Source organism: Acaryochloris marina MBIC11017, from assembly GCF_000018105.1.
GTDB lineage: Bacteria > Cyanobacteriota > Cyanobacteriia > Thermosynechococcales > Thermosynechococcaceae > Acaryochloris > Acaryochloris marina.
The window spans coordinates 187,451-211,738 of sequence record NC_009928.1 but is presented as its reverse complement, the minus strand read 5'-3'; the positions used below and the strand labels follow the sequence as shown (position 1 = coordinate 211,738).

General features: G+C 42.6%; 27 protein-coding genes and 3 pseudogenes. 15 read left to right on the top strand and 15 right to left on the bottom strand.

All coding sequences use genetic code 11. The annotated features are described in order from the left end of the window. Positions 1–78: 78 nt before the first annotated feature. From AM1_RS33170 to AM1_RS33150, 5 genes are all read left to right on the top strand, one after another. Entirely contained in the window at positions 79–834 is a 756-nt protein-coding gene (locus AM1_RS33170) for a glycosyltransferase family 2 protein (protein ID WP_012167541.1), read from the top strand. A gap of 4 nt (positions 835–838) precedes the next feature. Continuing rightward, a complete protein-coding gene (locus tag AM1_RS33165; protein WP_012167540.1) occupies positions 839–1,327 on the top strand; it encodes a hypothetical protein in 489 nt (162 codons plus the stop codon). A gap of 127 nt (positions 1,328–1,454) precedes the next feature. Then, the gene (locus tag AM1_RS38055) at positions 1,455–2,765 is read left to right on the top strand and encodes a bifunctional 5,10-methylenetetrahydrofolate dehydrogenase/5,10-methenyltetrahydrofolate cyclohydrolase (protein WP_187152988.1); all 1,311 of its coding nucleotides are present in this window, start codon (positions 1,455–1,457) and stop codon (positions 2,763–2,765) included. A 385-nt stretch (positions 2,766–3,150) separates the two neighbouring features. Beyond that, positions 3,151–3,810, top strand: a complete 660-nt coding sequence (locus AM1_RS33155) for a hypothetical protein (protein WP_012167538.1) — start codon at positions 3,151–3,153, stop codon at positions 3,808–3,810. Between the two features lie 175 nt (positions 3,811–3,985). Next, positions 3,986–4,390 (top strand): hypothetical protein, encoded by a 405-nt coding sequence (locus AM1_RS33150; protein WP_012167537.1) that lies wholly within the window; start codon positions 3,986–3,988, stop codon positions 4,388–4,390. Positions 4,391–4,514: 124 nt separating this feature from the next. Here the strand turns inward: AM1_RS33150 and AM1_RS33145 are convergent, their stop codons facing one another. Beyond that, positions 4,515–4,760: a hypothetical protein gene (locus AM1_RS33145; protein ID WP_012167536.1), complete on the bottom strand. Its 246-nt coding sequence runs from the start codon at positions 4,758–4,760 to the stop codon at positions 4,515–4,517. 210 nt (positions 4,761–4,970) lie between these two features. Here AM1_RS33145 and AM1_RS33140 point away from each other — a divergent pair, with 210 nt between their 5' ends. Beyond that, positions 4,971–5,393, top strand: coding sequence for a hypothetical protein (locus AM1_RS33140; RefSeq protein ID WP_012167535.1), 423 nt, complete (start codon positions 4,971–4,973; stop codon positions 5,391–5,393). A 198-nt stretch (positions 5,394–5,591) separates the two neighbouring features. Here the strand turns inward: AM1_RS33140 and AM1_RS33135 are convergent, their stop codons facing one another. Together AM1_RS33135 and AM1_RS33130 are read right to left on the bottom strand one after the other, a co-directional pair. Further along, entirely contained in the window at positions 5,592–6,524 is a 933-nt protein-coding gene (locus AM1_RS33135; protein WP_012167534.1) for a ParB/RepB/Spo0J family partition protein, read from the bottom strand. After that, positions 6,521–7,117: a ParA family protein gene (locus AM1_RS33130; protein WP_012167533.1), complete on the bottom strand. Its 597-nt coding sequence runs from the start codon at positions 7,115–7,117 to the stop codon at positions 6,521–6,523. The genes AM1_RS33135 and AM1_RS33130 overlap by 4 nt, the downstream gene beginning before the upstream one ends. A 298-nt stretch (positions 7,118–7,415) precedes the next feature. Here AM1_RS33130 and AM1_RS43695 point away from each other — a divergent pair, with 298 nt between their 5' ends. Next, positions 7,416–7,553: a zeta toxin family protein gene (locus AM1_RS43695; protein ID WP_012167531.1), complete on the top strand. Its 138-nt coding sequence runs from the start codon at positions 7,416–7,418 to the stop codon at positions 7,551–7,553. 185 nt (positions 7,554–7,738) lie between these two features. Here the strand turns inward: AM1_RS43695 and AM1_RS33120 are convergent, their stop codons facing one another. Then, positions 7,739–8,539: an IS5 family transposase gene (locus tag AM1_RS33120; protein WP_012167530.1), complete on the bottom strand. Its 801-nt coding sequence runs from the start codon at positions 8,537–8,539 to the stop codon at positions 7,739–7,741. A gap of 164 nt (positions 8,540–8,703) precedes the next feature. Here AM1_RS33120 and AM1_RS33115 point away from each other — a divergent pair, with 164 nt between their 5' ends. Beyond that, positions 8,704–8,961, top strand: a complete 258-nt coding sequence (locus tag AM1_RS33115) for a DUF1816 domain-containing protein (RefSeq protein ID WP_041661331.1) — start codon at positions 8,704–8,706, stop codon at positions 8,959–8,961. A gap of 45 nt (positions 8,962–9,006) precedes the next feature. Here the strand turns inward: AM1_RS33115 and AM1_RS33110 are convergent, their stop codons facing one another. The 3 genes from AM1_RS33110 to AM1_RS33100 form a co-directional block, all read right to left on the bottom strand. Next, positions 9,007–9,663: a phosphoribosyltransferase gene (locus AM1_RS33110; protein WP_041661330.1), complete on the bottom strand. Its 657-nt coding sequence runs from the start codon at positions 9,661–9,663 to the stop codon at positions 9,007–9,009. 43 nt (positions 9,664–9,706) lie between these two features. Beyond that, positions 9,707–10,330: a lipid-binding SYLF domain-containing protein gene (locus tag AM1_RS33105; protein ID WP_238549361.1), complete on the bottom strand. Its 624-nt coding sequence runs from the start codon at positions 10,328–10,330 to the stop codon at positions 9,707–9,709. A 401-nt stretch (positions 10,331–10,731) separates the two neighbouring features. Then, positions 10,732–11,070 (bottom strand): DUF1816 domain-containing protein, encoded by a 339-nt coding sequence (locus tag AM1_RS33100; protein WP_012167525.1) that lies wholly within the window; start codon positions 11,068–11,070, stop codon positions 10,732–10,734. A 141-nt stretch (positions 11,071–11,211) separates the two neighbouring features. On the opposite strand from AM1_RS33100, the gene AM1_RS42630 reads away from it, so the two are divergent. Further along, the gene (locus AM1_RS42630; RefSeq protein ID WP_012167524.1) at positions 11,212–11,361 is read left to right on the top strand and encodes a hypothetical protein; all 150 of its coding nucleotides are present in this window, start codon (positions 11,212–11,214) and stop codon (positions 11,359–11,361) included. A gap of 16 nt (positions 11,362–11,377) precedes the next feature. Here the strand turns inward: AM1_RS42630 and AM1_RS43690 are convergent, their stop codons facing one another. The 5 genes from AM1_RS43690 to AM1_RS33075 form a co-directional block, all read right to left on the bottom strand. Continuing rightward, positions 11,378–11,647, bottom strand: a complete 270-nt coding sequence (locus AM1_RS43690; RefSeq protein WP_012167523.1) for an antibiotic biosynthesis monooxygenase — start codon at positions 11,645–11,647, stop codon at positions 11,378–11,380. A gap of 108 nt (positions 11,648–11,755) precedes the next feature. Next, complete coding sequence (locus AM1_RS43685; protein ID WP_012167522.1) at positions 11,756–12,022, bottom strand: antibiotic biosynthesis monooxygenase family protein; 267 nt, start codon at positions 12,020–12,022, stop codon at positions 11,756–11,758. A gap of 158 nt (positions 12,023–12,180) precedes the next feature. Beyond that, positions 12,181–12,765, bottom strand: coding sequence for a hypothetical protein (locus AM1_RS33085; RefSeq protein WP_012167521.1), 585 nt, complete (start codon positions 12,763–12,765; stop codon positions 12,181–12,183). A gap of 351 nt (positions 12,766–13,116) precedes the next feature. Further along, positions 13,117–13,614 carry a hypothetical protein gene (locus AM1_RS33080; RefSeq protein WP_012167520.1) on the bottom strand — a complete coding sequence of 166 codons (498 nt, stop codon included), beginning with the start codon at positions 13,612–13,614 and terminating at the stop codon, positions 13,117–13,119. 1,219 nt (positions 13,615–14,833) lie between these two features. Beyond that, the gene (locus tag AM1_RS33075; protein ID WP_012167519.1) at positions 14,834–15,652 is read right to left on the bottom strand and encodes a RecB family exonuclease; all 819 of its coding nucleotides are present in this window, start codon (positions 15,650–15,652) and stop codon (positions 14,834–14,836) included. 419 nt (positions 15,653–16,071) lie between these two features. Here AM1_RS33075 and AM1_RS33070 point away from each other — a divergent pair, with 419 nt between their 5' ends. From AM1_RS33070 to AM1_RS44695, 3 genes and pseudogenes are all read left to right on the top strand, one after another. Next, complete coding sequence (locus AM1_RS33070) at positions 16,072–16,725, top strand: HEAT repeat domain-containing protein (protein WP_012167518.1); 654 nt, start codon at positions 16,072–16,074, stop codon at positions 16,723–16,725. 244 nt (positions 16,726–16,969) lie between these two features. Continuing rightward, complete coding sequence (locus tag AM1_RS38045) at positions 16,970–18,250, top strand: HesA/MoeB/ThiF family protein (protein WP_012167517.1); 1,281 nt, start codon at positions 16,970–16,972, stop codon at positions 18,248–18,250. A gap of 201 nt (positions 18,251–18,451) precedes the next feature. Further along, positions 18,452–19,285 (top strand): annotated as a pseudogene (locus tag AM1_RS44695) (IS1 family transposase). Between the two features lie 294 nt (positions 19,286–19,579). Here the strand turns inward: AM1_RS44695 and AM1_RS44140 are convergent. Both AM1_RS44140 and AM1_RS33050 read right to left on the bottom strand, forming a co-directional pair. After that, on the bottom strand, positions 19,580–19,714 hold the full coding sequence (locus AM1_RS44140; RefSeq protein ID WP_012167513.1) for a hypothetical protein: 135 nt from the start codon (positions 19,712–19,714) through the stop codon (positions 19,580–19,582). 251 nt (positions 19,715–19,965) lie between these two features. Then, positions 19,966–20,361: a hypothetical protein gene (locus AM1_RS33050; RefSeq protein ID WP_041661328.1), complete on the bottom strand. Its 396-nt coding sequence runs from the start codon at positions 20,359–20,361 to the stop codon at positions 19,966–19,968. 731 nt (positions 20,362–21,092) lie between these two features. Between AM1_RS33050 and AM1_RS33045 the strand changes: the two genes are divergently transcribed. Continuing rightward, entirely contained in the window at positions 21,093–21,902 is an 810-nt protein-coding gene (locus tag AM1_RS33045) for a transposase (RefSeq protein WP_238549360.1), read from the top strand. A 518-nt stretch (positions 21,903–22,420) separates the two neighbouring features. Here the strand turns inward: AM1_RS33045 and AM1_RS33040 are convergent. Next, the gene (locus AM1_RS33040; protein WP_012167508.1) at positions 22,421–23,296 is read right to left on the bottom strand and encodes an alpha/beta fold hydrolase; all 876 of its coding nucleotides are present in this window, start codon (positions 23,294–23,296) and stop codon (positions 22,421–22,423) included. A 167-nt stretch (positions 23,297–23,463) separates the two neighbouring features. Between AM1_RS33040 and AM1_RS43680 the strand changes: the two are divergent. Continuing rightward, positions 23,464–23,805: pseudogene (locus tag AM1_RS43680) on the top strand (RNA-guided endonuclease TnpB family protein); the annotation flags it as partial. A 163-nt stretch (positions 23,806–23,968) separates the two neighbouring features. Beyond that, a pseudogene (locus AM1_RS44595) lies at positions 23,969–24,052 on the top strand (IS5/IS1182 family transposase); the annotation flags it as partial. Positions 24,053–24,288: the final 236 nt, after the last annotated feature.

Genomic DNA, 24,288 nt, shown 5'->3' with positions numbered 1-24,288 from the left:
GATCAACCATTCAAGCTATCGATTGTCACAGCCACTCGTCACCGGGCTACAACCCTCAAAAATAACGCCCTTTCTAGCTTGCTCAATCAAGCTGACCTTGATTTTGAATGGGTCATTATCAATGATGGTAAAGATGCAGGTACCCGTCAGTTCATTCAATCTACTGAACTTCCCTTTGCTCACCAATACCTGGAAATTGACCATCCCCCAGAAGGCTTTGGTCTCTGCATTGCTCGTAACTTAGGCATAGATGCTGCTCGGGGAGAGTATATCTGCTACCTAGATGATGACAATAGCCTTCGAGCTGAATTTGTAGCAACTATCAATACTTGGATTGAACAACAGCCTCAGTGTCGCTTCTTCCTCCCCCAGCAATGGCGTCGTCGAGATGTCCTTAAGGATGGTCAGGTGATCAAGCAGGGAACCCCCTTTGTCTCACCTCACCCTGAAACGACCCTTAAGGATCTGATTACTCAGCGCTCGCTGTTCGATAGCAATGGATTTACTCACCAACGCATAGGGGCACCACGTTGGAATCCCCACTATAGGATCTTCTGTGATTATGAGTTTTTTCTCCAATGCATCAGCCAGTGCGACATCACTTGGGGCGAACAATTTTTCTTCAATCCTAAAGTCTTAGTAAATTACATTCAGACCACGGACGGCATTATTGGACAATCAGGCTATGTTGAATGGGCGAGGGAGTTGCAACAGCTCTATGATGAGCGCTTAGCCTATGGAGGAATAAGGGCAGATTGGGCTGATTGGATGCCCCAGGCGATTCAGAAGTACCAACAGAAATCTCAGACTCCATTACCAGCATTCGCGAGGTAGCGACATGATCAGCAAAGAAGTCATTGCAGCCCATAAGCTTAGCCCCGTGGTTGAGACCATTTTTCATTGGCAAGCTGATGATCCGAGTCATTGTTTACTCAGGATTTATTCTGATGACCAAACCCAGAAAGCTTATGTGGTGGCATCAGAACTTTATAGCAACAACGAAATGGGAAAACATGTTTCTAGGCACTTTGAAGAGTTAGCCCTAGCGGTTGCAAACCAATATCCTGAATTACTTGACCCAACTAAAATTACCGATGTTACTTGGATCTGTCACTATGGAATGTTCTCAGTGGCTGACTCGTTTGAGAATATCGGTACTCCAGACCGATTGACAAAGATTTATCTCGTTTGGCCTCTATCTTCAACTTTCAATGTGTGGGAGCGTAAAGAAGTTGTGCTGAGTGAATCTGAACAAGAGGAACTGTTTTCTAGAGTTTCATTCACCTCAGTGTCAGAAATTTTAGATAGGTTAGCAGGTGGTCAATAAAGTTACTGGGGGGCCAGTATTAAAAAAGGTAAAAACTATACTAGCTCCATTTTCAGGTGATTTTTCGAATCAGCGTGTAACAATTATCCGCTTAAGTCCACCACCTAATCTAGAAGATCCTACTCTCTTGGCTAAGTATGAGGCAGCCAGATTTTCAACAGAACATAAGGTAAAAACCTTTAAAGCGCTAGGTTGTGAGGTTGAACATCTCAACTTGGATGCCTCCACAACGAGTGTAGAATTTGGCAGATTACTCAAACATGTAAATAAAAAGTCTATATCTGTAATCGTTCAAAATCCTTTCCCTGAAGATTTTAAGAGTTGGCTATCAGAAATTTCTTATGAGAAAGATATAGATGGTTTAAGGAGGGATAATCCATTCTTTCGGGTCTCAGCTACCTCAGAAACCATATTCCGTATAGTCGAACCGTTTGCTCAAGAAAATGATGTTGTTGCTGTTGTGGGCGCAGAAGGATTTGTGGGTGGCGGGGTAACTCGACTCCTGGAAGAGTCTGGAATCAGTGTCATTGGCCTCGATAAAAATGATGATCTTACTTTGACAAGGCAAGCTAATATTGTCGTCTCAGCGATGGGAAGCCCGAATGAATTAGACGAGCGTCATATTATCCCTGAACATCGGTTAGTTGTAGATTCAGGCTTCATCCCTCTCGCTGATTCTCCGATTCTGGGAGATGTCAACCGATCTGCCTACGATATTCCGCTGAATATTACTCCAGTTCCAGGGGGTGTGGGTCCATTCCAAATGGCTACGCTGATGGAGCGCTTGGTGAGGCAAGTCACTGGGAAGCAAATTCAACAATGGGATATTCCCAACTCCAGTACGTTGCCGATCTACGCTTCAGCCGTTGGTCGAGGTCGTGTTCTTCAAGATAATGCCAAAGCATATGTAATAGCTTACGAACAAGGAAAGCCTTTTCCTGATCTAGCTACAAGGCTAATGAATAAGGATTTTGATGACTTTAAAGAAGGATTGCATTCACTCCAGACTTGGTATGGTGTGGCTGAACAATTGGGTAAATCGGCACAAGCGCTAGGGGAAATTAGCGATGTCGAGAAAGATTTCAGGCAAGGACAGTCTATCTCAAAGGAAACCCGAGAGCAGATGGACCGGGACATCAATCAACTGGCTTACAATCGGCTATCCGCAGAGATTAGCGAGGAAGAATCACAGGAGTTTCTGGTGAGACTGGCTACCAATGCCTTTAAGCAGGGAATTTCTAGTTTCCAGGTCAAGAAAATCCTTTCTTTTTCGCCTATGATACGCGACCTCGAAGCTCGAAAAGGAGAACGCGCTAGCCAGCACTACACGGGGGAGATTATGCGTGAAGGCTGGAAGATGAAGAAACGAGAGCAGCCACCTCCACCTGGGCAGGACCGTGGACCGGATATTGATCGAGGTCCCAGCCGTGGAAGGTAATCTAAGCACACTAGCTCTAGCTTATAGATCCCCCAGTACTCATAAGCAATTCCTAGTATGCATTCCTTGATTCCCATATCTGTCTAGATTAGGATGGTTCCAAGACAAAGGTTCCTGATTACCCTTGAAAATCAGCGAGAAGGCACCTCGGTAAACGCCCGTCCCCGTGAACGTTGGATCGGGCCGGAAAGGGACCACTCCCACCCAAAGTTTTTCTCCAAATCCACCTCACCACGGCTCTCCATCGAGCCTGATTTTTCCCGAGGGTATATTCTCACGCGAGGCCAAAACAACCCCTTGCGTTTTCTCAATATCCACTTGGCCGACTCGGTGGCACATACCAGTCGCGCCCTATCCACTATTCGTTATTTAAAGGACAACACTCATGAAATTGATAACTTCTGTCAAAATCCAACAAGCTGACCACACCGAAGTCATCGACAGTGCTGCTACCCAAGTGGGCCTAGTTGCAAACAAAGCCTTCCTGTTCGTCATTCGCAAGGAAATCCAGGGCTGGAAAAACTTCACTGCTCTCTGCTCTTGGGGCCTGTTCAAAGTAAGCCAGAAGCATGGCCCCATCTTTGAGGAGGTAAAGGAACGAACTGTGGCGGTCTACCGCAAAGGTTGTCAGCAGGAGACGGCATTCGTCCAAGCGCTCATCAAAACTCAGCTCACGGATCGAATTGATGCCCATTGGAATCTCCATGATCAGGCTCTCGATTGGTTCAAGGTCAAGACCCAGGCATTCCTGGCCGACAACCCGGTCGAGGATACTTCTGAGGTCGAGGCTGAGGATCTGACTCCTGATATTACGGAAGACCTGGAGGAGGCTGCACCCGTGGCTGAGGAGGAATCCATGACTATCTTGGATGAATCCTCGGTCCCGGTCCTTGATCCGCCTGTTGATCCTGACCCACTAGATGATGAGTTGGCCGTTCCTCAAGACCCGACTCCTGTTGTGGCTAGTGGTAGTGGGAAACGTCGGACTGGAACCAAGAGGGTGACCCTAGCTGATGTGATGAAGCAAGAAGCTGCCAAATCCTAGGCAAGCAACTGGTGTACCTGGCCTCTGAGGGGACTTGGGGGCTGGGTGGTTCTGATAGGATGACAGTGGCTTAGGTTGGGTGGTGATTGAGCTAAATCGAGCAAGAAAGCAGTGGCCTTATGGGCAGGGTGAGTGCCTAGCGGGAGAATTCGATGATTCTGTGTGAGGTTAGCCCATGATCACCATCCCCTCCTTAACTCAGGCTCTATTAGAACTACTTAGAACAGCCAAAAAGTATTCTGGTAAGACCGTGCGGATTTGCTATGAAACCCCGATCACTGATCCCAGAAAGCCACCGATTAAGACCCCTCCCTTCATCCAGAAACTTGTAGATTGTGGCTTGATTGAAGTCGAATCCAAGCAAGTCCTCAGTGGTCCCTCACTCTTTGAAAGGGATAGCTGGTATGAATACTGCGCGGATTTGGAGCTGCCCTCTATACGGGCTTGGAAGTTGTGGCGCAAAGAATTCATTGCCAGTCAACAAGAGGCTCCCCATGTCCTTTTACCTGGGGAGGGTTTTGAGGAGTTTAGCGATGTCTGGATACAAGAAATCAATTTTCATGCAACCCAACCCCAATAGCAAGAAGCTAGTGGCTTGTTCTTGAGGTAGGAGCATGACTTTTGATTGATAATCCTAGATGTAAGACTTGGTAGCGGCTTTGGAAGATGCGTCAGGTATTGTCCGAGTGTGAGTAATTAAGAGATTAAAATGGTATTTGCATTTGCGTCCCAGTCCAATCCTGAATTTCAGAATCTTTGAGTGTTAGTTGAAGAACACAAACTTGCCGTTGGATATCCAATAATTTACGGGCGAGACTAACTTGTCCAATAGTGCGAGACTTTTGTTCAGCCTGTTTAGCAGCGACATTGGTTTGTTCTGCTAGATTCTTTAGACTCCAAAGCTGCCGCCCTAACTCGCAGTTCTCTTGCCTATTTGTGGAATCAGTCAAGTGGAACCTCCTATAACCTGCGTTGATGAAGTTGAGTCTTTTGGTAGTTAGATTGTTCCCACTAATTTCATGGTGTTGGCCGAGCGATCGCACAAATTTACAGTGAATATATGTAGTAAGCCATCCTTTAAATAAAGCAACAGGTTTTAGGGGAGCCTGGGGCTGAGTGGTTGGGTTGATGCTACTATTCTGCTAGCGCGGAGGAATCAAATGATTTGTATCCCAACTCTTTCCCTCAAACAATTAGCGATTTTACGGCTTGCCAAAAAGTATCCTAGTAAGACAATTAAACTGTATTGTGAGATGCCAATCATTAACCATGGTGAGCCTCCAACCGAATATGCAGCCGTTATTCAGAAGCTGATTGATTTGAATTTGATTGAAGTTAAGTCCAAACTGATGCGTCTTGATTTTTCGCGATTTCAAAAGAAATCATGGACTAAGTTCAGCATAGATATAGAGCATCCCTCTATCCTCGCCTGGGAAATATGGCGAGATAAATACATTACTAGGCAAAAGGGAACGAATCGTGTCGCCATGCCTGGGGAAGAATTTGAAGATTTCAGCTATGTGTGGATTCAAGAAATAAGAGTTCAGGCTGTTCAACCGTGTGAAGACTCAATGCTCAAGTAATGCAACATCTCCAAGTAAAGGCAGGGAGCGGAGTAAAGGAATGGAACGGCTTTGTGATGGCGACATTACCGATCTGTGGATATCCTCACTGGTATCATCTTTAGCCGACTTTCGCTTCAAAACCAACTTCCAGAAACTGGTCTAGTGGCGAGCAGTTTTTTCTCTTAGCATTCTGAGCGATAAAAACCAAAATCAAAATTAATCATCCTCAATTAGCTTAGCGATTTTAGTTTCAAACTCTAGTATCAGTTTTTCAAGTTGCTTTTGTTTTTTGGGATTATCCCAGACTTTTGATTTTTTGAAACTAGTATATGTATTTGAGAATCTAGACTTTAGAACGATACCTACCGCTTCTTTGTTAGTCTTTAGCGCCTTGATATGTGTCTTTATCTCTTTTAGTGACAGATCTTTATCGATGGCATCTGATAAAAACTCCTTCCGTTGACTTTCATCTTTAATGCGACTTATTTCTGTCGCTTTTGTGTATTCTATTTGCCCCTGCATAAGAGACTCTAGAACGTCAGAAGGAAGCTTAAGTAAAGGTAGTCGAGTTTTTACAAACGATTTCCAATTCAGCCCTAAATTCTCAAATACTTCTAATATTGCATCTCCATTAGGATTACCCCAAACGCTTGGGGTAATTTTCCCCTTCTCCTCATTCTGCATTTTGTATAGAAGAGAAGGAACCTCACTAGTGTTTATTTTGACCTGTATGGAAATGAGACCAATGATAGCCTCAGTTTCTTCAACTGGGTTGAGATCTTCACGTTGTAGGTTTTCAATGATCGCAAGTTGTAATGCTTGATCGTCATCTAACTTTCGAATAACAGCAGGTACTTCTTTTAGCTTTAAAGCTTTTGCAGCTCGCAAACGTCGCTCGCCCGCCACAAGTTCATATTTGCTTCTAGGTAAAGGTCGAACTAGGAGCGGTTCTAAGATCCCATTTTTAGAAATGGATAGAATGAGATCTTGCATCTTTGCAGGATCAAAATATCGTCTGGGCTGTTGCTTAGGTAGGCTAATTTTTGTGAGAGGAATATTTCCACTTCTTTGATCCTCGATTTGCTCAGAATCTAGCTTCTGAGCAAGTTTTGCTTCAGAGATTACTTCGGTAAATCTGCCTTTCTTCAACTCAGTAACTCCATGATTTCACTACCAAGTGCTTCATAATCTTTCCAAGCAGCTCGTTTCCGAGAGTCTTTCACTTGCCTTACAGGTACTCCTTCTTCTGCTGCCGTTTTAAACCCATCAGACATTCTAACTGTTGTGTTGAATACTGGTATTTTTCCTGTTCTTAGATCATTTTTCATGTCTTCGCCTCTTTTACTGGGGTAGGACGGGACAATGGTTATAAGGAAAAAGTAATTTGTAGTGTTAAGTACTGCTGCCGTCTCAAGCATTGGCTCTAGACTCACTAGATCAGGCGTAGTAGGAAGAATAAGTAGATCACATCCCTTGGCAAGCTCAAGCAAATCATTTGATTCAGGTCTTGCAGGAGTATCAAAAACCACATGCTCAACTTCCCTAGCGAGCTTAACAGCTTGACGTTCATCAGCAACTTTGAATGGGAGTGATCCACGTTCAGCCCACTTAATAGCTGTTCGATTAGGATCTCCATCGACTAACAGAGTTTGACCAAAATCGCTAAGATAAGTCGCCAGATGAACGGCAGTAGTACTTTTTCCTACGCCACCTTTATTTCCTGTGACAGTGATAATTGCCATATACTCGTTTACTCAAATAACTCTTTGAACTAGCTGATTATCCTCAAGTTTTAATTAGCGCATCAGTACTTTACATTCATCAAATACTGAGTTTATGCGATGAATGTAAAGTCAAATAAAAAATTTTCATATTGATCCTGTTTTGGTGGCACGACTAATCATCACTAAACACTTGGTGAGCTGTGAGTAGACTCCTCAGAGTATACTCACAGTTTTGCGAAAAGTAGTTCTTCGAAGGGTTTCTCGTAAATAATCTTGGTATAAGAACCGTAATTTTGTCCGGAGATATAACAGAGCCATGACCAAATCCATAATCATTGGCATCGCTGGTGGTAGTGGCGCAGGCAAGACCACCTTGGCTAAAGCTTTAGCTGATAGATGCAATGGTCGTGCCTTGCTCATCAGTCACGATCGCTATTACCGCTACATTCCCTGAGGCAACTATGATCTACCAGAAGCCCTGAACACGGGACTGATGATCGATCATCTGAAGCGACTGAGGTCTAGTCACTCGACAAGGCTATCCATGTCATACATAATTAGGAATTCCTGGAAGCTTTAGGAAGTTAAGAGCCTTAGCTAAATTTTGTCGGAACGATCTTAGAGGCTGTTTGAGAAGTTTTAGTACTCCTGCGCCAGCCTTCGAAGCATCAGTCGAATCATTGCCACATAAACAAGGGCTTCAGCTGTTCTGGTCAAAACCTCATAATCTTTATTAAGTCGGCGAGACCACAGTAACCACCCAAACGTCCGTTCTACAATCCATCGTTTGGGAATAACCTGAAACCCCGCTAGATGATCTGAGCGTTTGATCACTTCCAAGACATATTGAAAACGGTCCATTACCCACTTCATCAAAGCTTGTCCTTGATAGCCAGCATCGGCCCATATCCGAACTAGACGGGACAAACTCGCACCTTGGCGTCGAGCTTTCCAAAACAGTATTTTGGCCCCTCGTTGGTCAGAGATATTGGCAGCAGTGACTATCACCATCAGAACCAGCCCTAAAGTATCAACGAGCACATGACGTTTACGCCCCTTAATCTGTTTTCCACCATCAAACCCAATCAAGTGACACCGAGGATTGCCGACTTTGACCGATTGAGCATCGCAGATAGCGGCACTGGGACTGGGATGACGGTCTTCACTCACCCGCACTTGCATGCGTAGATGTTCATTGATTTGACTCCAAGTCCCATCATCGCGCCACCTTCGAAAATAGCTATAGACCGTTGACCAACAGGGAAAATCATGAGGTAGCTGTCTCCACTGACAACCCGTAACCACGAGATAAAAAATGGCATTGAGAACACTGAGCATATCAGTGGTGCGAGGTCTACCTCCAGGTTTAGCAGCGGGAATCAGGGGCTCGAGTAATTCCCATTGCTCTGCTGTTAGGTCGCTAGCGTAAGCTGTAGGCATTGCTCTCAAGGCCCTGTCGAAATTTCTACATTGACAGATTACTCTCTTGAGAGCTTCCCTAACTTCTCAAACAACCTCTTAGTCCTCACATAATTCTCAAGTTTTCCTTCTAGTCTTGACGAATGAATGATAAAGAGTAATTTGTAAATTACACCCCTACAAATATGATGGCTACTCTATTAAGTTTCCTGGCTGATCTATCGAATCACCTGGGTCTAGCCTGGTGGGTTGAAATCAAAACGTTATCTCCGATATGTACTTATTTTTTTGGTCCCTTTCTGATTCGCAAGGAAGCAGAAGCGGCATTGTTTGGGTATGTAGAAGATTTAGAAGCAGAACAGGCTCAGAACATAGTTGCCCATATTCAGCGTTGTCATCCACCCCATTTGACCATTTGCAATGAGATGGAGTATTCGTGCTGACTTTCTAGGAGTGGCAGAACTTCAGATACTACGTAGTAACGCTTTTTAACGATACTTGGATCGATATTTAATAGCTAACAACTGTTTCAACTCTTCATCAGATGTTTGAGAAAAGTCTTCATACCAGAAGCCTATCGAGTACAAAGGCTTTGGGTTTATCAGAAACACCACTTCTTCCACTTCGGTTTTCAATGTTTCATAAGTCCCTGCTTTAATCACTGGAGCAGCTACAACGATTTGACAAGGCTGCTGCTTCTGAAGCATGACAATAGCAGCTCGAATCGTTGTAGCTGTAGCTATCCCATCATCAACAAGAATAAGGATATGATCATGAATACGGGATGGTGGACGATCATCTTGATAAAGATAAGCTTGGCGGCATAATTCTCGCATCTCATTGGTTGCCACTTGCTCAATAATCTGAGGAGAAATATCTAGTTCACTGACAACCTCATCATTCAACAGTATTACCCCATCTGAAGTTATTGCTCCCATTGCCAGCTCGTTCATGCCAGGGACACCTAACTTACGCACTAGGCAGAGATCTAAAGGTGCATTGAGTTCCTTTGCTATCTCAAAAGCAACGGGGACACCTCCCCGAGGTAAGGCAATTACCAAAACATTGGATTGGTTTACATAGTGAGTTAATTGAGTTGCTAACTGTTGACCAGCATCGGCACGATTACGGAGAAGTGGCATCATGACTCGAACCCCCAATATCTTAAATACTGAGCTTGAGTGATGGTCAACGAATCCCAGCTTCAGCTTGTTGAAGAACCTGTTTCAGTGAGTCAACAACTACAGGTGCCTGCATAGAGGACCGCTGGAAAATTTGAGTAGCAGTAATAGGCTGCCCATAAAATTCCTTGTTCAGACCGTCATCATCATCTAGATCGGAGCCTTCCAGAGTCACCCCGCCAAAGAGCCCTTCACTGCGGGAGTAGGTATAGACTTTATCCCCATTGAATCCTTCCAAAGACTCAACGGGTTGTTCTCCCACAGGTCCTGCAGTTCCCGAGACGCTCCCTCCAAATTCAAATGCCCCAGAAAGCACAGTCTTTAGCGCAGTTTGACTGGGAAAGACCAGGATGACATCACTGGATCTAGCACCTGCTTGTAGACCAAAACTACCTCCCGTAATCGTAATAAAGGCTGGATTACTCCAACCACCATTCGGCTTGCGAATGAGGATGACGCCATCGCCCCGTCGAACTCCAAAGATGAATCCCCCTTGGGTGACATTGGTAAGAATGGCGATCGCTTGACTACGTTGTAGGAGACTTGAGGGGATCCGAGTTTTAGGTTCGCGATTGATTTCCGTAAACACTTTAGTTGATTCTTGCACTTCATCATGAGATTCAAGAGCCATTGCGTTTCGCGGAAAAATACAGAGTAATAGACATGCTGACAGGGGTAGAAATTTAAACCAGTTAAGCTTCATAACACCAATATCCGTTATCAGAAATTTTAGACTCTTAGAGGATTTTGCTACCTTCTTCATCGTTTTTTAAAGCAATTGATGGGGTGAGTGGCATCACGTCACACCGATGAATAGTTCTGGTGCCACAGCGAATATAGTTAGCGCTCCACATCTGACTGAATCAGCAGTGACCTTATGAAAGATCTGATTTACTTGCTGCATAGCTAACATGGACTTTTCTAACGAAGAAGTGGGAGTCAAAGCAGAATGGCAGAGAAATACTCCTAAAATGTTCGCAAACCTGGAAGTCCTTGGAATATGTCAAAGTTACAGATCCCTAACTTATTTGTTTAATAAATGCGATGGCCACCTAAGACGGCTTTGAAAAATGTGGGCGGGCAATCTTCCAAATCTTGAATGGTGAAGTCTTTCTCTGTCAGTGTGCGCTGACGTGGCTGGCAAAATTTGCTGTGAGAAAAAACGATTTGAGATGTTTTAGTAGATTTTTGGACATATTCCAGTTTTGCAACCTCAGCCTCAGCTTTGCCTTCAAAAGGCCCATAGAAATCTATACAGGGAGGATTTGCAGTACCCACCTCTAACCACCAACCTGAACATAAATCATCATTCTTATCTGAGGCTTTTGATGCTCTTGTTTCTAAACTACTTGGAATTGTTTTTTTAATCACTTGAATACTCCAGTCGGTGGGAATCGTTTGCTCTCAACATCGAGCTTAGAGGTCGAACCTGAGTATTGTGTGAAGATTTTCCAACTTTATCTAGTGATTCAGGTCCATCCCCATCCGATCACCATTGTCTAGGGGGAGATTGTGCTGACACTGACCCAATTTCTAGAACATCTGGACTTAAAGATTTACGTCGAGACTCCAGATGATCTGCGGATGAATCGGGGGATGGCTAAAGATTTGAAATTGTGGGTCTGTCAACTCTGGAGGCATGGCGTAATTAAAAGTCCATGATCATTAATCCATACATCTAAGTAACATCAGGTTCAACTAGAACAACCTCATAAAGATGAAACTCATTTTCAGCCAAGCCTGTCCAGTGGCCATCTTCCTTGCCGAACCCAGGCCGTTGAGTTAACTTCGTGATCGCGTCTTCGTTTTCCCATTGACCGTAGTTAATCACCCGCTCTCCGTCTAGAGACCGATGGAAATTTGCAGAAACTAACCCTTCTAACGACATGGCTGGCCCTACATGCTCTTTGGCCAGCTCGACCATTCGGGGTTGGTTTTTTGCCGGCATCCGAAATTCAGCAAAGTGAACAAAATATTCTCCGGCGTTGATTTGCGGGATTCCTATCTTTGATTCAGAAGCTACGATTTCATATAGATGTGAATCAGCTTCTTCAACCTAGTCTTGAAGAGGAGCCGCAAGGGCCTGCGTTTGAGGTAAATTTCTGAAAGCTTCTAGAACTGTTTCATTTTCCCATTGAGCATAGTTGGCGACCTTGAGACCGTCTAGACTACGATGAAGGTTAGCAGATACAAATCCTGGCTGCTTTTTGGCGATCTTAAAGAGATCCTTTACCTTCTCAATTACGGCTGCTTGCCGTCCGTCCTTAACTTTGAATAGGATAATAACGGTGACCAGCTGATTCTCAAGATCGAGTGTTGCCATAAATCCTCTCCGCTGGTTCGTATGAAAAATCTTTATGAGTGACTAATTTTGGGGTTGGTCTGGGTATACCGTTGGTTTTACCCATGGCTTGTATTCTCTTTCTCTACCTAATAAGCGAATGGGGATGAACCCCTGTCAATAATTTAAGAATCAAGTAACTATACGGGTGTCAAATCCATCGTATCCTCGCTCAAATCCAAATACTCGACATTAGTCTTGCACACCCATTTAAGGAGAATTCCTGGAGGGTGTGGGTTCGCTGCAAACTTCAGCATCACCTGATAGTATTGGTCTTCCGTCGTGCTGGAGTGCTGAATCCGCTCCCAGTTTTCTACCAGACTATGCAAGGTGTCATTATCAATCTCACTGCGAAAGGCAGTGGCAATCCCCGTCTGTTCATCAATAGCAAAGAAGAAAAAATCGCCACTCTCAATCATCTGTTCCAAAACTGCCTGAGCAATTGCATTATTGGGGTTGATGAGAATGTTGAAGGTTTTGAAACCGTAGAATTCAAAGGCGAAGTGAATCACTTCATAGGTGCTGGTTCCGAAAATTGTATGTCCAAAATTGAAACCCAGATCCGTCACGCTTGGGGGAATCATCTGCTCCGGTCGTAGGGCCACAAATCCACATTGTTGATCCTCAACTTCCACCATTCCCAAACCACAGCAGGGTTTCTCCGCTTCAATGAATTCTTCCATGAAGGAGCGATTGACGGTTAAGGAGGGTAGGGGTTCACTCATGGCTGTCCTGTACGCTGATCAGAGGAAACCTTTTTTTGATACATCTCAACTACTGATCTTGTGGTGAGGAACTGACTGGTTGCTCGGAAGTTACACCCTTTTTATCGTCCTGCTGTGAAGTTCTTTCAGCTTCAAGTTTTCTTTTAGGCTTGGGCAGTAGCCTGTAGAACGTGGAGCCTACTAAAGAAGCAAGGATCATAAATGTCAGTATATAAATCATTGAATTAAAGACGTTAGATCTCCTTTAGGATTCTCAAAGTCTAAGTTGAGGAGTGATCCTGAAAGGCGTTACGGATATATTCTAGAAAAGCATTACTACTCTTCGTCAGGCCACAATTAGACCCGGCTCTTCTAAGATTCTTGTGATGCAGGTAATTCAGATTGCAAAGCCTGGTCGAGAATAGCCCTAGCAGCCTCCGCTTGAGAACGAGCTTCACGATATTGAATGTTAGCTTGAGCAAATTTCTTGAGAAGTTTAAAGCCTTGTTTTAGTCTATGCACATCTTCCTCAGAGATAGGGGAATCAGTAAACAGCAAATCTACAATTGCTCGAATTTCCAATGCATCTTGTTGCGTATCTTGCAGTTTCAGCTTTAAGGATGCCAGACGATTCAATACTTGTACTGCTTGAGCGACCTCATCTTCCTCTGCTGAAGGTTCATTATGAGATTTTTCTTGAACCTCAATAAAATCATTCAGCCCAAATCCTCTGTCAAGAGTTGTTTTCAGTTGTCCATTATCCATCATCTCCACTAATTGCTCCATTGCTTTTGAGCGGGTCTTCTTGGAGTCTTTTCCTGGAATTTCAATGACAGTTTCAGGTTCTTCTTTAAGGGTATATTTCACCATAACGATTCAACTATCGTGAATAATACAATAGTACTGATAAACGGCCAGATAATTACATCTTTTGAATCAAGATTGATCGTAATGACTCAGGCTGCAGCAACGGTATCACAGGATTACCAGCAAAAACCCTTCACTGATCCGAGGATAGTCCCCTGGCTTATCCCTACCGATCCTGTTTAATGGATTGATTCTACATGCTCTTTCAGTCAATAAGAGCATGCAAAGGGGGGAAAGCATAGAAAATCCGTAGATTTAATCCAGGTGCGGACAGGAAGATCTAGCTATTGAGAATTGAGAAGATCTGGTTTAGCGTAAGTCATCGGCTGTTTCCGTACCCTTTGCAAAACATATTGAAAGGCACTCTAATAAACGACTTGGGAAGTTGCCTGATGTCTCTGAGCTGAATGGGAGAATTCGTATCTTTATCTAATCGAAGAATGAAGTTCATCCAAGGCGCTAGTGAACTCGAAGAAATATTCCAAGCTGCTTAATAAAAAAAGACAAAGTTCAGGATGCATAATGGCAATTTTAGAGAACTTGGTTAACCACCCCTGAAAATTTTGGACAGACAGATTCCTTACTTAAATCTAACTTATTCCCTGTAACAGTAACTTTATTATTTCAGGATCCCCTTTTTGTTGAGCAATATCGATCGCAGATTTACCCCTGCCTGCCTGACATAAGTACCTCAAAGCCCTTTTCTAAGTAACTTTCGGAAAAAAGGTGGAGAGGACATATGAAGCTAGATTCAACCAAAAATCAGCTTTGCCCACATGTCTAACTCCACTACAATTTATAGTCAACTTTTCTCCTTTCTGCGTCAATACAGCCATTACCGAGATCTACGTCATCTCATTGCTCTTACGTGGATGGTTATCAATTGAGAAGACAGGTTTCCTTATCATTCATCACACGGATGTTTTAGAATCCTCCCCATTGGTGTTCTAATCAGTAGTGTTGCCTAGTCTCTCTCCCTCCAACGATCAGGAACCCCAATCCTCCAAATCTTTTAGCATCAAGGCTTTAACGCCATCCTAGCCATTAGGCAGTGAGATAGACCCACTAACAGTATTTTCACCCTATTGGAGTTTAGACTCATCGATTATTCCAAGAATAAGAAAGGAAAGCCTGTCTGAAGCAACCCACTGCCCAATGATTAAAGCTGCAGATTGGTCCTATCAACAGCTTTATCGTTGCATACCAAAAATACTTCTGGGATTTAAAGACCCAAAACTAACTGCATTTGCCGCCCCTCCTTAGCCCCTTCCGGTATAGGCTCTAGCTTCTCTGACTTCGCAGGGCAATATTTTTGATACCCACAGCGAACGCAATGTCCTCCCACTTCTGGCTCCCACTCCTGATCTATCCTCAGCTTCACTGCCAAGTCCCCGATCAGCTCCCGGACTTGCCGGTGATGTTCCGGGGTTACGTCATAAGTGATTCTCTGGCCCTGTCGAAGATAAATTAGGCTCAAGCGCTGAAGTGCTTGGTGATAGGTCTGTTCTAGAATGAGGTTATAGAGTCCGAGCTGCCAATCAATTCCGTCCGATGGTTTAACTATTTTGCTCGTTTTGTAGTCGATTAGCTCCAATCCATCCCCAAAGTAATCCAGGCGGTCATAGTGACCGGCAAGAGAGAATTCGATGTTATTAACTTGAAAGTTAGCCTTGATTTTGCCCTCTACACCAAGCGGTTTTCGGATCTGGGGGAGAGGAGCCATATACCTTTCATAGTAGAGCTGCAAGGCCATCCAGCCCTCATGGATTTGAGTTGAGCTTAGTTCTCCAGTATGCTGTTGCCAACAAATGGCAAACCAATCCAGAGAGGGAAGGGGATAAGCGTAGTTCCAATCCCGATAGATGTCAGCCAGAGCACCATGCAGGGCATTACCAAATTTAGGAGAACCAAAAGCTGAGGGTGAGGTTAGACCCCGTTCGTACTTGAAGCTGTACGCCTGGGGACATCGTTTATAAGTGAGGAGTTTGGTGGCAGAGAGAGAGAGTAAGCCATCTGGGGCATCTTGAAAGGCTAGCTTCATAATAGATCGAGGGCAATATCTCATTGATCAAAGTACTGTGGGTATTTCCCCTCTAGCGAAGTTCACCTTTTTAGGAGATCATAGAAACAAGCCTATAAATATTGTTGGCAAAGATTTATATTGCCAGCCCTTAAATATTGATTTCAATTCTGCCGACCAAGCTTCATTTAGGTCGGCATTTTGATGCCACTGTTAACAAATAGGTTATCAATATTATCAAAACGACTTTTGCGGGACAACTTCAAAGGTCGTTTTGATAATATTGTATCTGATTTTATCTATTATTAGTAAAAAACATGTTTGCAACTATAATAGATTGTAAAATACAAAATATCTTTTTTGTCTGCTTATGGAAACAAGGAAAAGAAAAATTTTAAATTTTGAAATTCAAATGATTTAAGTTAGTAAAAAAATAAGACATGAGCAAATCAATTTCTGACTTGATAAATGATGTAGAAAAGGCAGATTCTTCAATTAAATTACTAGTTGCAGTATCAAGTTTATCAAAAGCATGTAGTGACGAATCAATACCAACTTTGATTTCTGTGCTTAGTTACAATAATCCAGGTGCAGCAGTTGCAGCTGTTAAAGGTCTAGTAAAAATTGGTAAAGAATCTGTACCTGCACTCATGGAGGAAATCAATAATCAAAACTACACTGCAAAAGCTTGGGCAATAAGAGCATTAGCGGGTATTGGTGATCCAAGGAGTGTAGATGTCTTATTAAAGGCCGCGACCACAGATTTCTCTCCTAGTGTAAGGCGCACTGCTGCGAAAGGTTTGGGTGAGATACAGTGGCCAATAAAGCCAAAAAATTCTTTAGATCCTCGAGAATTAGAAGTTTTAGAAACTCTACTTTCCATTAGCGAGAAAGATGAGGAATGGGCTGTGAGATATTCAGCAATTGTGGGTTTACAGTTGCAATATAGGTTAATGACAGATGAAAATGAACAAATAAAATTTAAGATTAAATCTCATGTTAGATCTATTGAAAGCAAGGATCCTGATTTTGCAGTGAGTGCACGAGCCCGTCTTGCTTTTTTAGAATTGTGTAATATGGATAATGATTCATAATTTAATCAGTTCTATCAAATAAAATATAATATTATTTAATATGATAAGTTGAGTCTGTATAGAATTTTTTAGTCTAAATCTCTAAGTATGTAGAATTTTTCCTACTAGATAGAATGTATTTATTGGCTTATCTATGATATTTAGAAAAAACTTCAGGCTCAATGATTTTAGATATTTATTTAGATTTTTGAAATCAAATTAGATCCAATTAGTTTTTTAAAATTTTCGTTTTGAGAATATTATAATGGAATTACCTTTAATATATATATTTAATGATGAAATAAGTGAAATCTTTAATAAGCTAAAGAACTCAAAATCTGATTGTCTCAATCTATTTTCTTACTGTTTGGATGAAGGAGAAGTCTATCATATTTATAGTGATTTACCTAAGATTCACTTCTCAGGTACCCCAAAAAGAGCTGTTGCAAGAATTTTTGATGATATTTCTGATAAAGAAAAGTGTATAAAATTTGCTAAAAAAACTTACCGGGATACTGACATTAATGACCATGATGATTCAAGAATCATTATATTATTCGCTAATGAACAGGCATTTAGAGTCTTTATAGTAATTGAAGCAGAAATTTTTGAAGGAATTATAAAAATTGTGCCTGGAATTTCAGAAATTTACTCTCGTAGTAAAGGTCTCTTGGAGACCTCGATACTTAATGCTTCTAATGTAGGATTAATTGGGTTAGGGAGTGGAGGATCATCAGTAGCGATAGAGTTAGCTAAAGCAGGCGTTGGAAAATTTATTTTAGTTGATTTTGATAGACTAGAATTATCAAATATATCGAGACATATTTGTGGTATTAATGATTTAGGGCGATTCAAAACTAAAGCAATTAAAGATTTACTGTTAGCTAAAAATCCATACATTGAAGTTGAGACCTATGAGGTTGATATTAATACTGATTTGTCTAAAGTTAGTAAAGAACTTAAACAATGCAACTTAATTATTGGTGCAACTGATAATAACAGAAGTCGATTTAATATTAATCAGTTTGCCTTGGATCATTCTATAACAACTATTTTTGGAAGAGCAATTACTAGAGCCGTAGGTGGGGATGTTTTAAGAGTTCGTCCAAGACTTGGCCCATGTTTAGCATGTGTGTTTACGAAGGAATTCGCCAATAGCTTTCCAGATGAAGTTTCTCATTTTAAGCAAGCCCGCAATGAAATGCCTGACTATGTCTCAGATGACAGGGTTGAAGCAACGATACAAGTTGGGTTATCTTCCGACATTCAACCTATTTCTAATATGATTGTTAAGCTTGCTTTGTTAGAATTATCTAAAAACAAAGAAAGTGGATTAACTTCACTTGAAAAAGACCTAATAGCAGATTTTTATATTTGGGCAAATCGCCGAGAACTTGCTTATTCAAACTATCAGATAATGGAATATGGTTCTCAAAAGCCCTCAATTTTACGTTGGTATGGCGCTAAAATTGAACGCAATCCCTATTGTCCTGTATGTGCTGAGATAGAAGAATCTGACTTAAGCGATGACAATATTTTTAAATGAAATACATGAATTATAATTTATAAGCTAATAACATAATTCCTCTTCTCAATATAAGCTTATTCTTTTTCTTCATTTATCATCTTCACCTCAGAGTCTACGAATGTTGGAGGTGAACAGTTTTGTGGCGTTGCTCAATGACGGGATGAATTTTATTGCGTCAGGATAACCTCATGACTATTTCGAACATCATGAGGAATCTGTATGAAGTGTCCAGAGTGTGGTGGTCAACATATCCATAAGAATGGGCATCGTCGAGGTAAACAAAATCATATCTGTGTGACCTGTGGACGACAGTTTCTTTCAACTTGCTCAAAGCGTGAATACAGTGATTGGACGAAACGACTCTGCCTGAGAATGTATGTCAATGGAATGGGGTTGAAGGTATCGAACGAGTCATAGGCGTTGCTCATACCACTGTGATTCATTGGGTTCAACAAGTTGGAGTTCTATTACCTGATGCTTATGAACCCGACGATATCCCACAGGTCGGAGAATTAGATGAACTTGAAACCTTTGTGGGCAAAAAACGCAACAAGGTCTGGATTTGGACAGTGGTGGATCATTTTCACCCTGGCATTCTGGAACTGGTTTCTTAAGAGGATCTACAAGTTCAAAACCCTTTTGGTCTATAGTCTTCAAAGTAAGTGGAGATAGAAGGCTCAAATGCTTATTTAATAAAGGCTACGAGAATCTAAATCCTCTTAATAGACCATTGCCGGCATTCTAGGCTGGGTTGTGGGTGACCATAGTGCTGAGACCTTTCGACCGTTATGGCAAGCAATCGTCTGTTGGTAATGTTTCTTCTGGGTCAGTGATGGCAATCCCGTCTATCCAGGCTTTATCCCAGAGGGTGACCAGATTGTTAGCAAGACCTACATGACACGAGTAGAGGGAGAAAACACGCGTTTACGACATTACTTGGCACGGCTTCATCGTAAGACTTTATGTTATTCAAAGTCGGTGGACATGCTCAAGCATTCAATTCGACTATTGATCCACTATCTCAAGTTTGGGGAAGTACCTATTCCTGCGTGAGTCATCCCGTCATTGAGCAGCGCCTGATTGATTTTGAGTTTTAGCAGTACCATACCTAAATCTACGAAAGACTAACTGCATCAATTTTTAGAAGCTATTTCAGCCTTCTGAGATCATCTCGGAATAATTCGCCAACAGTGTCAACTCAAGTACCCCGAGGTCGAAAACCTGGGCAATGACTCAGATGAGATGAACTTAGATGAGAATACTCTGTACTAGGACACCTAGAATAGCTGCGAGTATTACTGGGTTGACTGATGGAAAGAGTATCTGTGTATGTCTCAGGTTATCCGATCAGGATGGTTGTCTGGCCTGATCAGGCACATACTGATGCTCCGGTGGAATCTTCTCAATTGCCGCTCTTTCCCGAGCATCTCGTTCCGCTTTGCGTCGAGCTGAAATTCTAGCTTTGGCGGCTTTAACCCGCATTTTCTTTGCATCGCTGTTATAGTTTTGGCGAATTTCCTCAATATCTCGAGATGTGGTTAAGGAATATTGTTCTTGTTCTGAGATTGTACGTGAAAGGTATGAATTGAGATAACTAATGAATTATTGCAGCTATAGATATTGATGAGAGCCACAAATGTGAACGATTAGAGAAAAAGTAATAACCTTTCCCAAAGTGTCAATCAAATCATCGATCGATTGATGGTTTGTATCCGCTCAGGCAATCAGCATCTCTATTCTCCTACAGAAAAATCAGGATTATGAATCCATGGATACCTTTTCTCAAGATCTTCAGTAAGGCATTGTTTGACTAGCTCTTCTAGCAAATCTGACCCTACTTGTTTAGCTATGTCAAGCATTTGTTCATTCGATAAGCAAGGAGGTTCCGAAATATCAGTATGCCTGTAAAGTGTTACCATTTTTTCTTTTTCTTTATGAGTCAAGGCAAGATTAATATCATAAGATGCTGGCCACATAACAACACTCATGATTGCTACTGACTCATATCCTTTAAATTGAACTTGGATACCTTTATGTTTAAATTTTCCCTGGCCATATGGGACATTAAAAGAACACCAATCTCCTATGTCAAGCAAAGGAATTTGAGGAATCAATGTTTTTGCAGACATGATTATTTCTCCTGTTTTTTGAGTTACAGTTTTGTTTTCCCATCTATTCCCTCTTACAATTAAAACTTGATCATCAGTTAATAAATATTGAAATAGATTCAAATGAGGAATAGAACAAAGCTATAATCATGACCAAGCTTGATAAAGCCTCAGGATACTTAACTAATCTGAGGTTGAGTTAGTTTTGATTAGCGGTAAAAGTCAAAGCTTCTGCAATCCTGAGAAAGGATCAATAGGCTTATTTTGACAATGCAAGAATAAGCCTTAGCAACACACATTTTAAAAAACTGAAGTTTATGAAGCTCCAGAGTCAGGACTGTTTCAAACTGTCTGCCTGACATAAGTGCCATAGAGGCTTGATCTATAAGACTTTCAAGAGAAAGTGAAGAGAACATGTGAAGCTAGATTCCACTAAAAATTAGCTATGTCCACATATCTCATTCCACTGCAATTTACAGTCAACTTTTCTCCTTTCTGCGTCAATACAGCCATTATCGAGACCTGCGTCATATCATTGCCCTAGCGTGGATGCTGAGTGCATTAATTTGTAGTGGTCAATTAAGCTTGTCTGCCTGGGAATCTTATGTTCCGAGTCGAGCAAAAAAAGCCCAGAGTGTCGAGCGTCGCTGGCATCGATTCATATCCAATAAACGTATTGATATCAACAAACTTATGTGCCTCTGGTCCTGCTAGCGCTCAAAGACCGGTAATCCCATCGTCTTTATCTGGCATTGGATACAACGGTTTTGTGGAATCAATATTGCATGATTCATCTATCGGTCGTCTGCTGTGGCAGAGCTGTGCCATTTTTATGGCTGGTGTTAGCGCACAAAAGTGCGGCTGTCGGCTTCGAGGAATATCAACCCCTCTTGCGTCGAGCCCGTTGGTTCTTACGAAAGCATCCAGATGTGATGCTGTTGGCAGATCGTGGGTTTGCGAACCATCAACTGATGAGCTGGTTACAGCAGAGCCGTTGGCATTACTGTCTACGTATCCCTTGCGATGTTATCCTCCATGGTCCACGTCGATGCCCAAGGGAAGTCCGTAGATTGTGGCCATCGAAAGGTGAAGCAATCCTCTATCGCAATGTGGGTCTTTGGGAAGATGGTGTATGTCGGTGCAATCTGGTGCTGGCTAATATTCGAGGTGTGAAAGAGCCATGGGCGGTGATTACGGATGAATCACCCACGCTACAGACCTTGTGGCAATACGCTTTGAGGTTTCGGGTGGAAGAATTATTTCTCGATAGCAAATCTGGAGCTTTTGAACTAGAAGACTCAAAAATTCGCTGTGCTGATGCCCTTGAACGACTTTACTTGGTCGCTGCAGTAGCACTGCTTTACAGCACCACTCACGGGATGGCTGTTCAAATTGAAGGACTGCGTGAGCAAGTGGATCCGCATTGGCGACGGGGAATCAGTTATCTCAAAATTGGACTGCGATGGCTCAAGGGGGTCGTTAATAAAGGACGCCAGTTGTTAATGCCAATTCCCCTGCTCATGAATGACCCACAACCGTGTTTTGCCTCCAAGAAAGCTTAAAAGAAGTACTACGATAAAATCTGATTTTCTCGAATTCGCTCGTTACAGTGCAAAATCTTATAGGGGTAACGATACAGAGATGTGTCAGGCGAGCAGGATGCATAGACATGGTAGAGGAAGATTCTGATCCCGCATTGGTCATTTTCAATACCTATTCACACTCACCTATGAGGCTCCCTTATATTTTTAGTCAAATTTACCTCGCGATTAGTCTAGTGTTAACTTAATCACCAAGAAAACACCTATGATTAATATAAATATTGAAAATGAAAGCTAACCATTGAGGTTATTTATGGGATTGATTAAGTAAAAAATATAAATCCTAGAAACCATAAAGGAGTAGGTAAAGTGCCGAAAAAGACCGCAGTAGGATTTTAAAACATCAAAAAATATGATAATCAGAGAATAATCAGGCAATGTAAGTTGATGCGACAGTGAAATTAGCTACCAAACACCAATTAATCAATAGCTTTTAAATGGAGAGTTACTCTGAGAAGTATCTCATTAAGAGTCAATAACTAAGTCAGTGCTGTGTTTCCCTGTAAGAAAAATTGGATAGTTGATGCGATTTCGTCACCAAACTCTTCTGCCATGCCCAGGCTTCCAGGTAAGTAATTAGCTTGGATATTCGGCAATTGAACCATCGCTTCCATTTCAGCTTTGGAGCCAGGTGGGGCTTGTTCCGCCACGATCACCATCACTGGCCCAGCTTGTTGCGCCAAGCCAGCTAAGAATTCCCCTCGCTCATCCACTGGATCTAAGCCCCCTGTAACAAAGGCTGCCGGTGCATATCGGGCACCGGGTTGCTGCGTGTTTTGATATCGCTGCGTAATAAATTCAGAGGTCAACTGGGTTTCATCGACAAACACATGGCGACGATACATCCATTTCAAGAACCCTGGACGAGTATTCAGCCCATACAGTGCTGAACCGATTAAAGGTGCGATCACTAGCTGGCGAATTCCTCGACGCACCGCTACTGGGGCACCCATAACTGCCAGTGGGCCTCGCCAGGTCGGCGCAATCAAGACCATTCGCGACCAGGACTGGAGGGCGAGTGCATAGCCAGCAGCATGGCCTGCCGCCACAACAGCCACCTCTTGAGGCAAGGTATCTTGAACAAATGCCTTCAGAAAGCGGCGATAGAACTCCGGCTGATACGGGAGTGAAGGACGGTCGGAATCGCCAAACCCCGGCCAGTCTAGAAGCGTAACCTGAAAGTGAGAGGCTAAAACCTGAGCTAGTGTTGTCAGTTCTGCGCGAGTAGATACCGTACTAAAGGCGGGCAACAGTAACACGGAAGGACCGGAGCCCAATGTTTCAGTGGCGACGTTTATGGTGTGATTTTGCCATTGCCAGGTGTAGGTGTGATGTTGAAGCTGTGCCGATGCCATCCAATCCTCCATTAAAGCTGATCAAGATATTACGGGCTAGTCAGGCTTGGAACTCATATTATCTGGAGAATGTGATTGAAGACTCCAACTATACAAATATTAGTTGGAGATGCGTGTAGCACTTAATTCAAAGCATATTGTTATGTTGAACATGCGAGTTTAATAGTATAATTGTACTAAAGTCTAAGGCAAGAACTAGTAAACTTCCAACGAATACGATTGATGAAGTCATCAGGACAGCTCAGTTCATTCGTAATAAACCAGTCGATACTGGATGGATAGCAGAGGTACGGGGAAATACGACTTAAACAAGTTGTGTAAATCCCTGGCCCATGAGTTTCCTTTCGCTAAAAACTCAACTCTATGGCTCGAAAGGCATCTGCTGAGCGGGCTTGGAGTTCAACCAGTCGATTCTATGAGAATTGCAAGCGAGGCATTAGCCTGTTGGCTTCCCAAAGTTCAAAAAGCTCGCCAGATCGGTGGAATATAAAACCAGGGGTTGGAAATTGCTAGCCCCAAGCGAATAACCGTGCTCTGAGTCAAGAACGAATGGGGAATCTACTGCCCCGCTGCAAGCAGACGGGGTATGGAATACGATTTGCTCCCAAACCGTAGATTTGGATTACAATCCCATTTCTTCGCTGCAAGCAGCGGGGAATCTACCCTCACTAGATTGAACACATTAATCGTAGCCTGAAGATTTTTAGAATTCTGTCTGAGCGCTATCGCAATCGTTGTCGTCGTTACGCGCTGTAGTGTAACTTGATTTCAGCTATCTATAACCATGAGCTATCATTGGCTGTTTAAGGGATGGCAAACAGCAATACCACATTGTGAAATGAATCTTGCAAGAGGTCTAATCAATATCTTGAGGCGTAGATTAAGTACGACGGTGCACGTCGGGGCTTCCGTGCTAGACACGTAAACGCTTCTGGAGTTTTAACCTCTACTGCCTTAAACTCCGGCTCAGTTTAGCAAGTCGAATCGCTCAA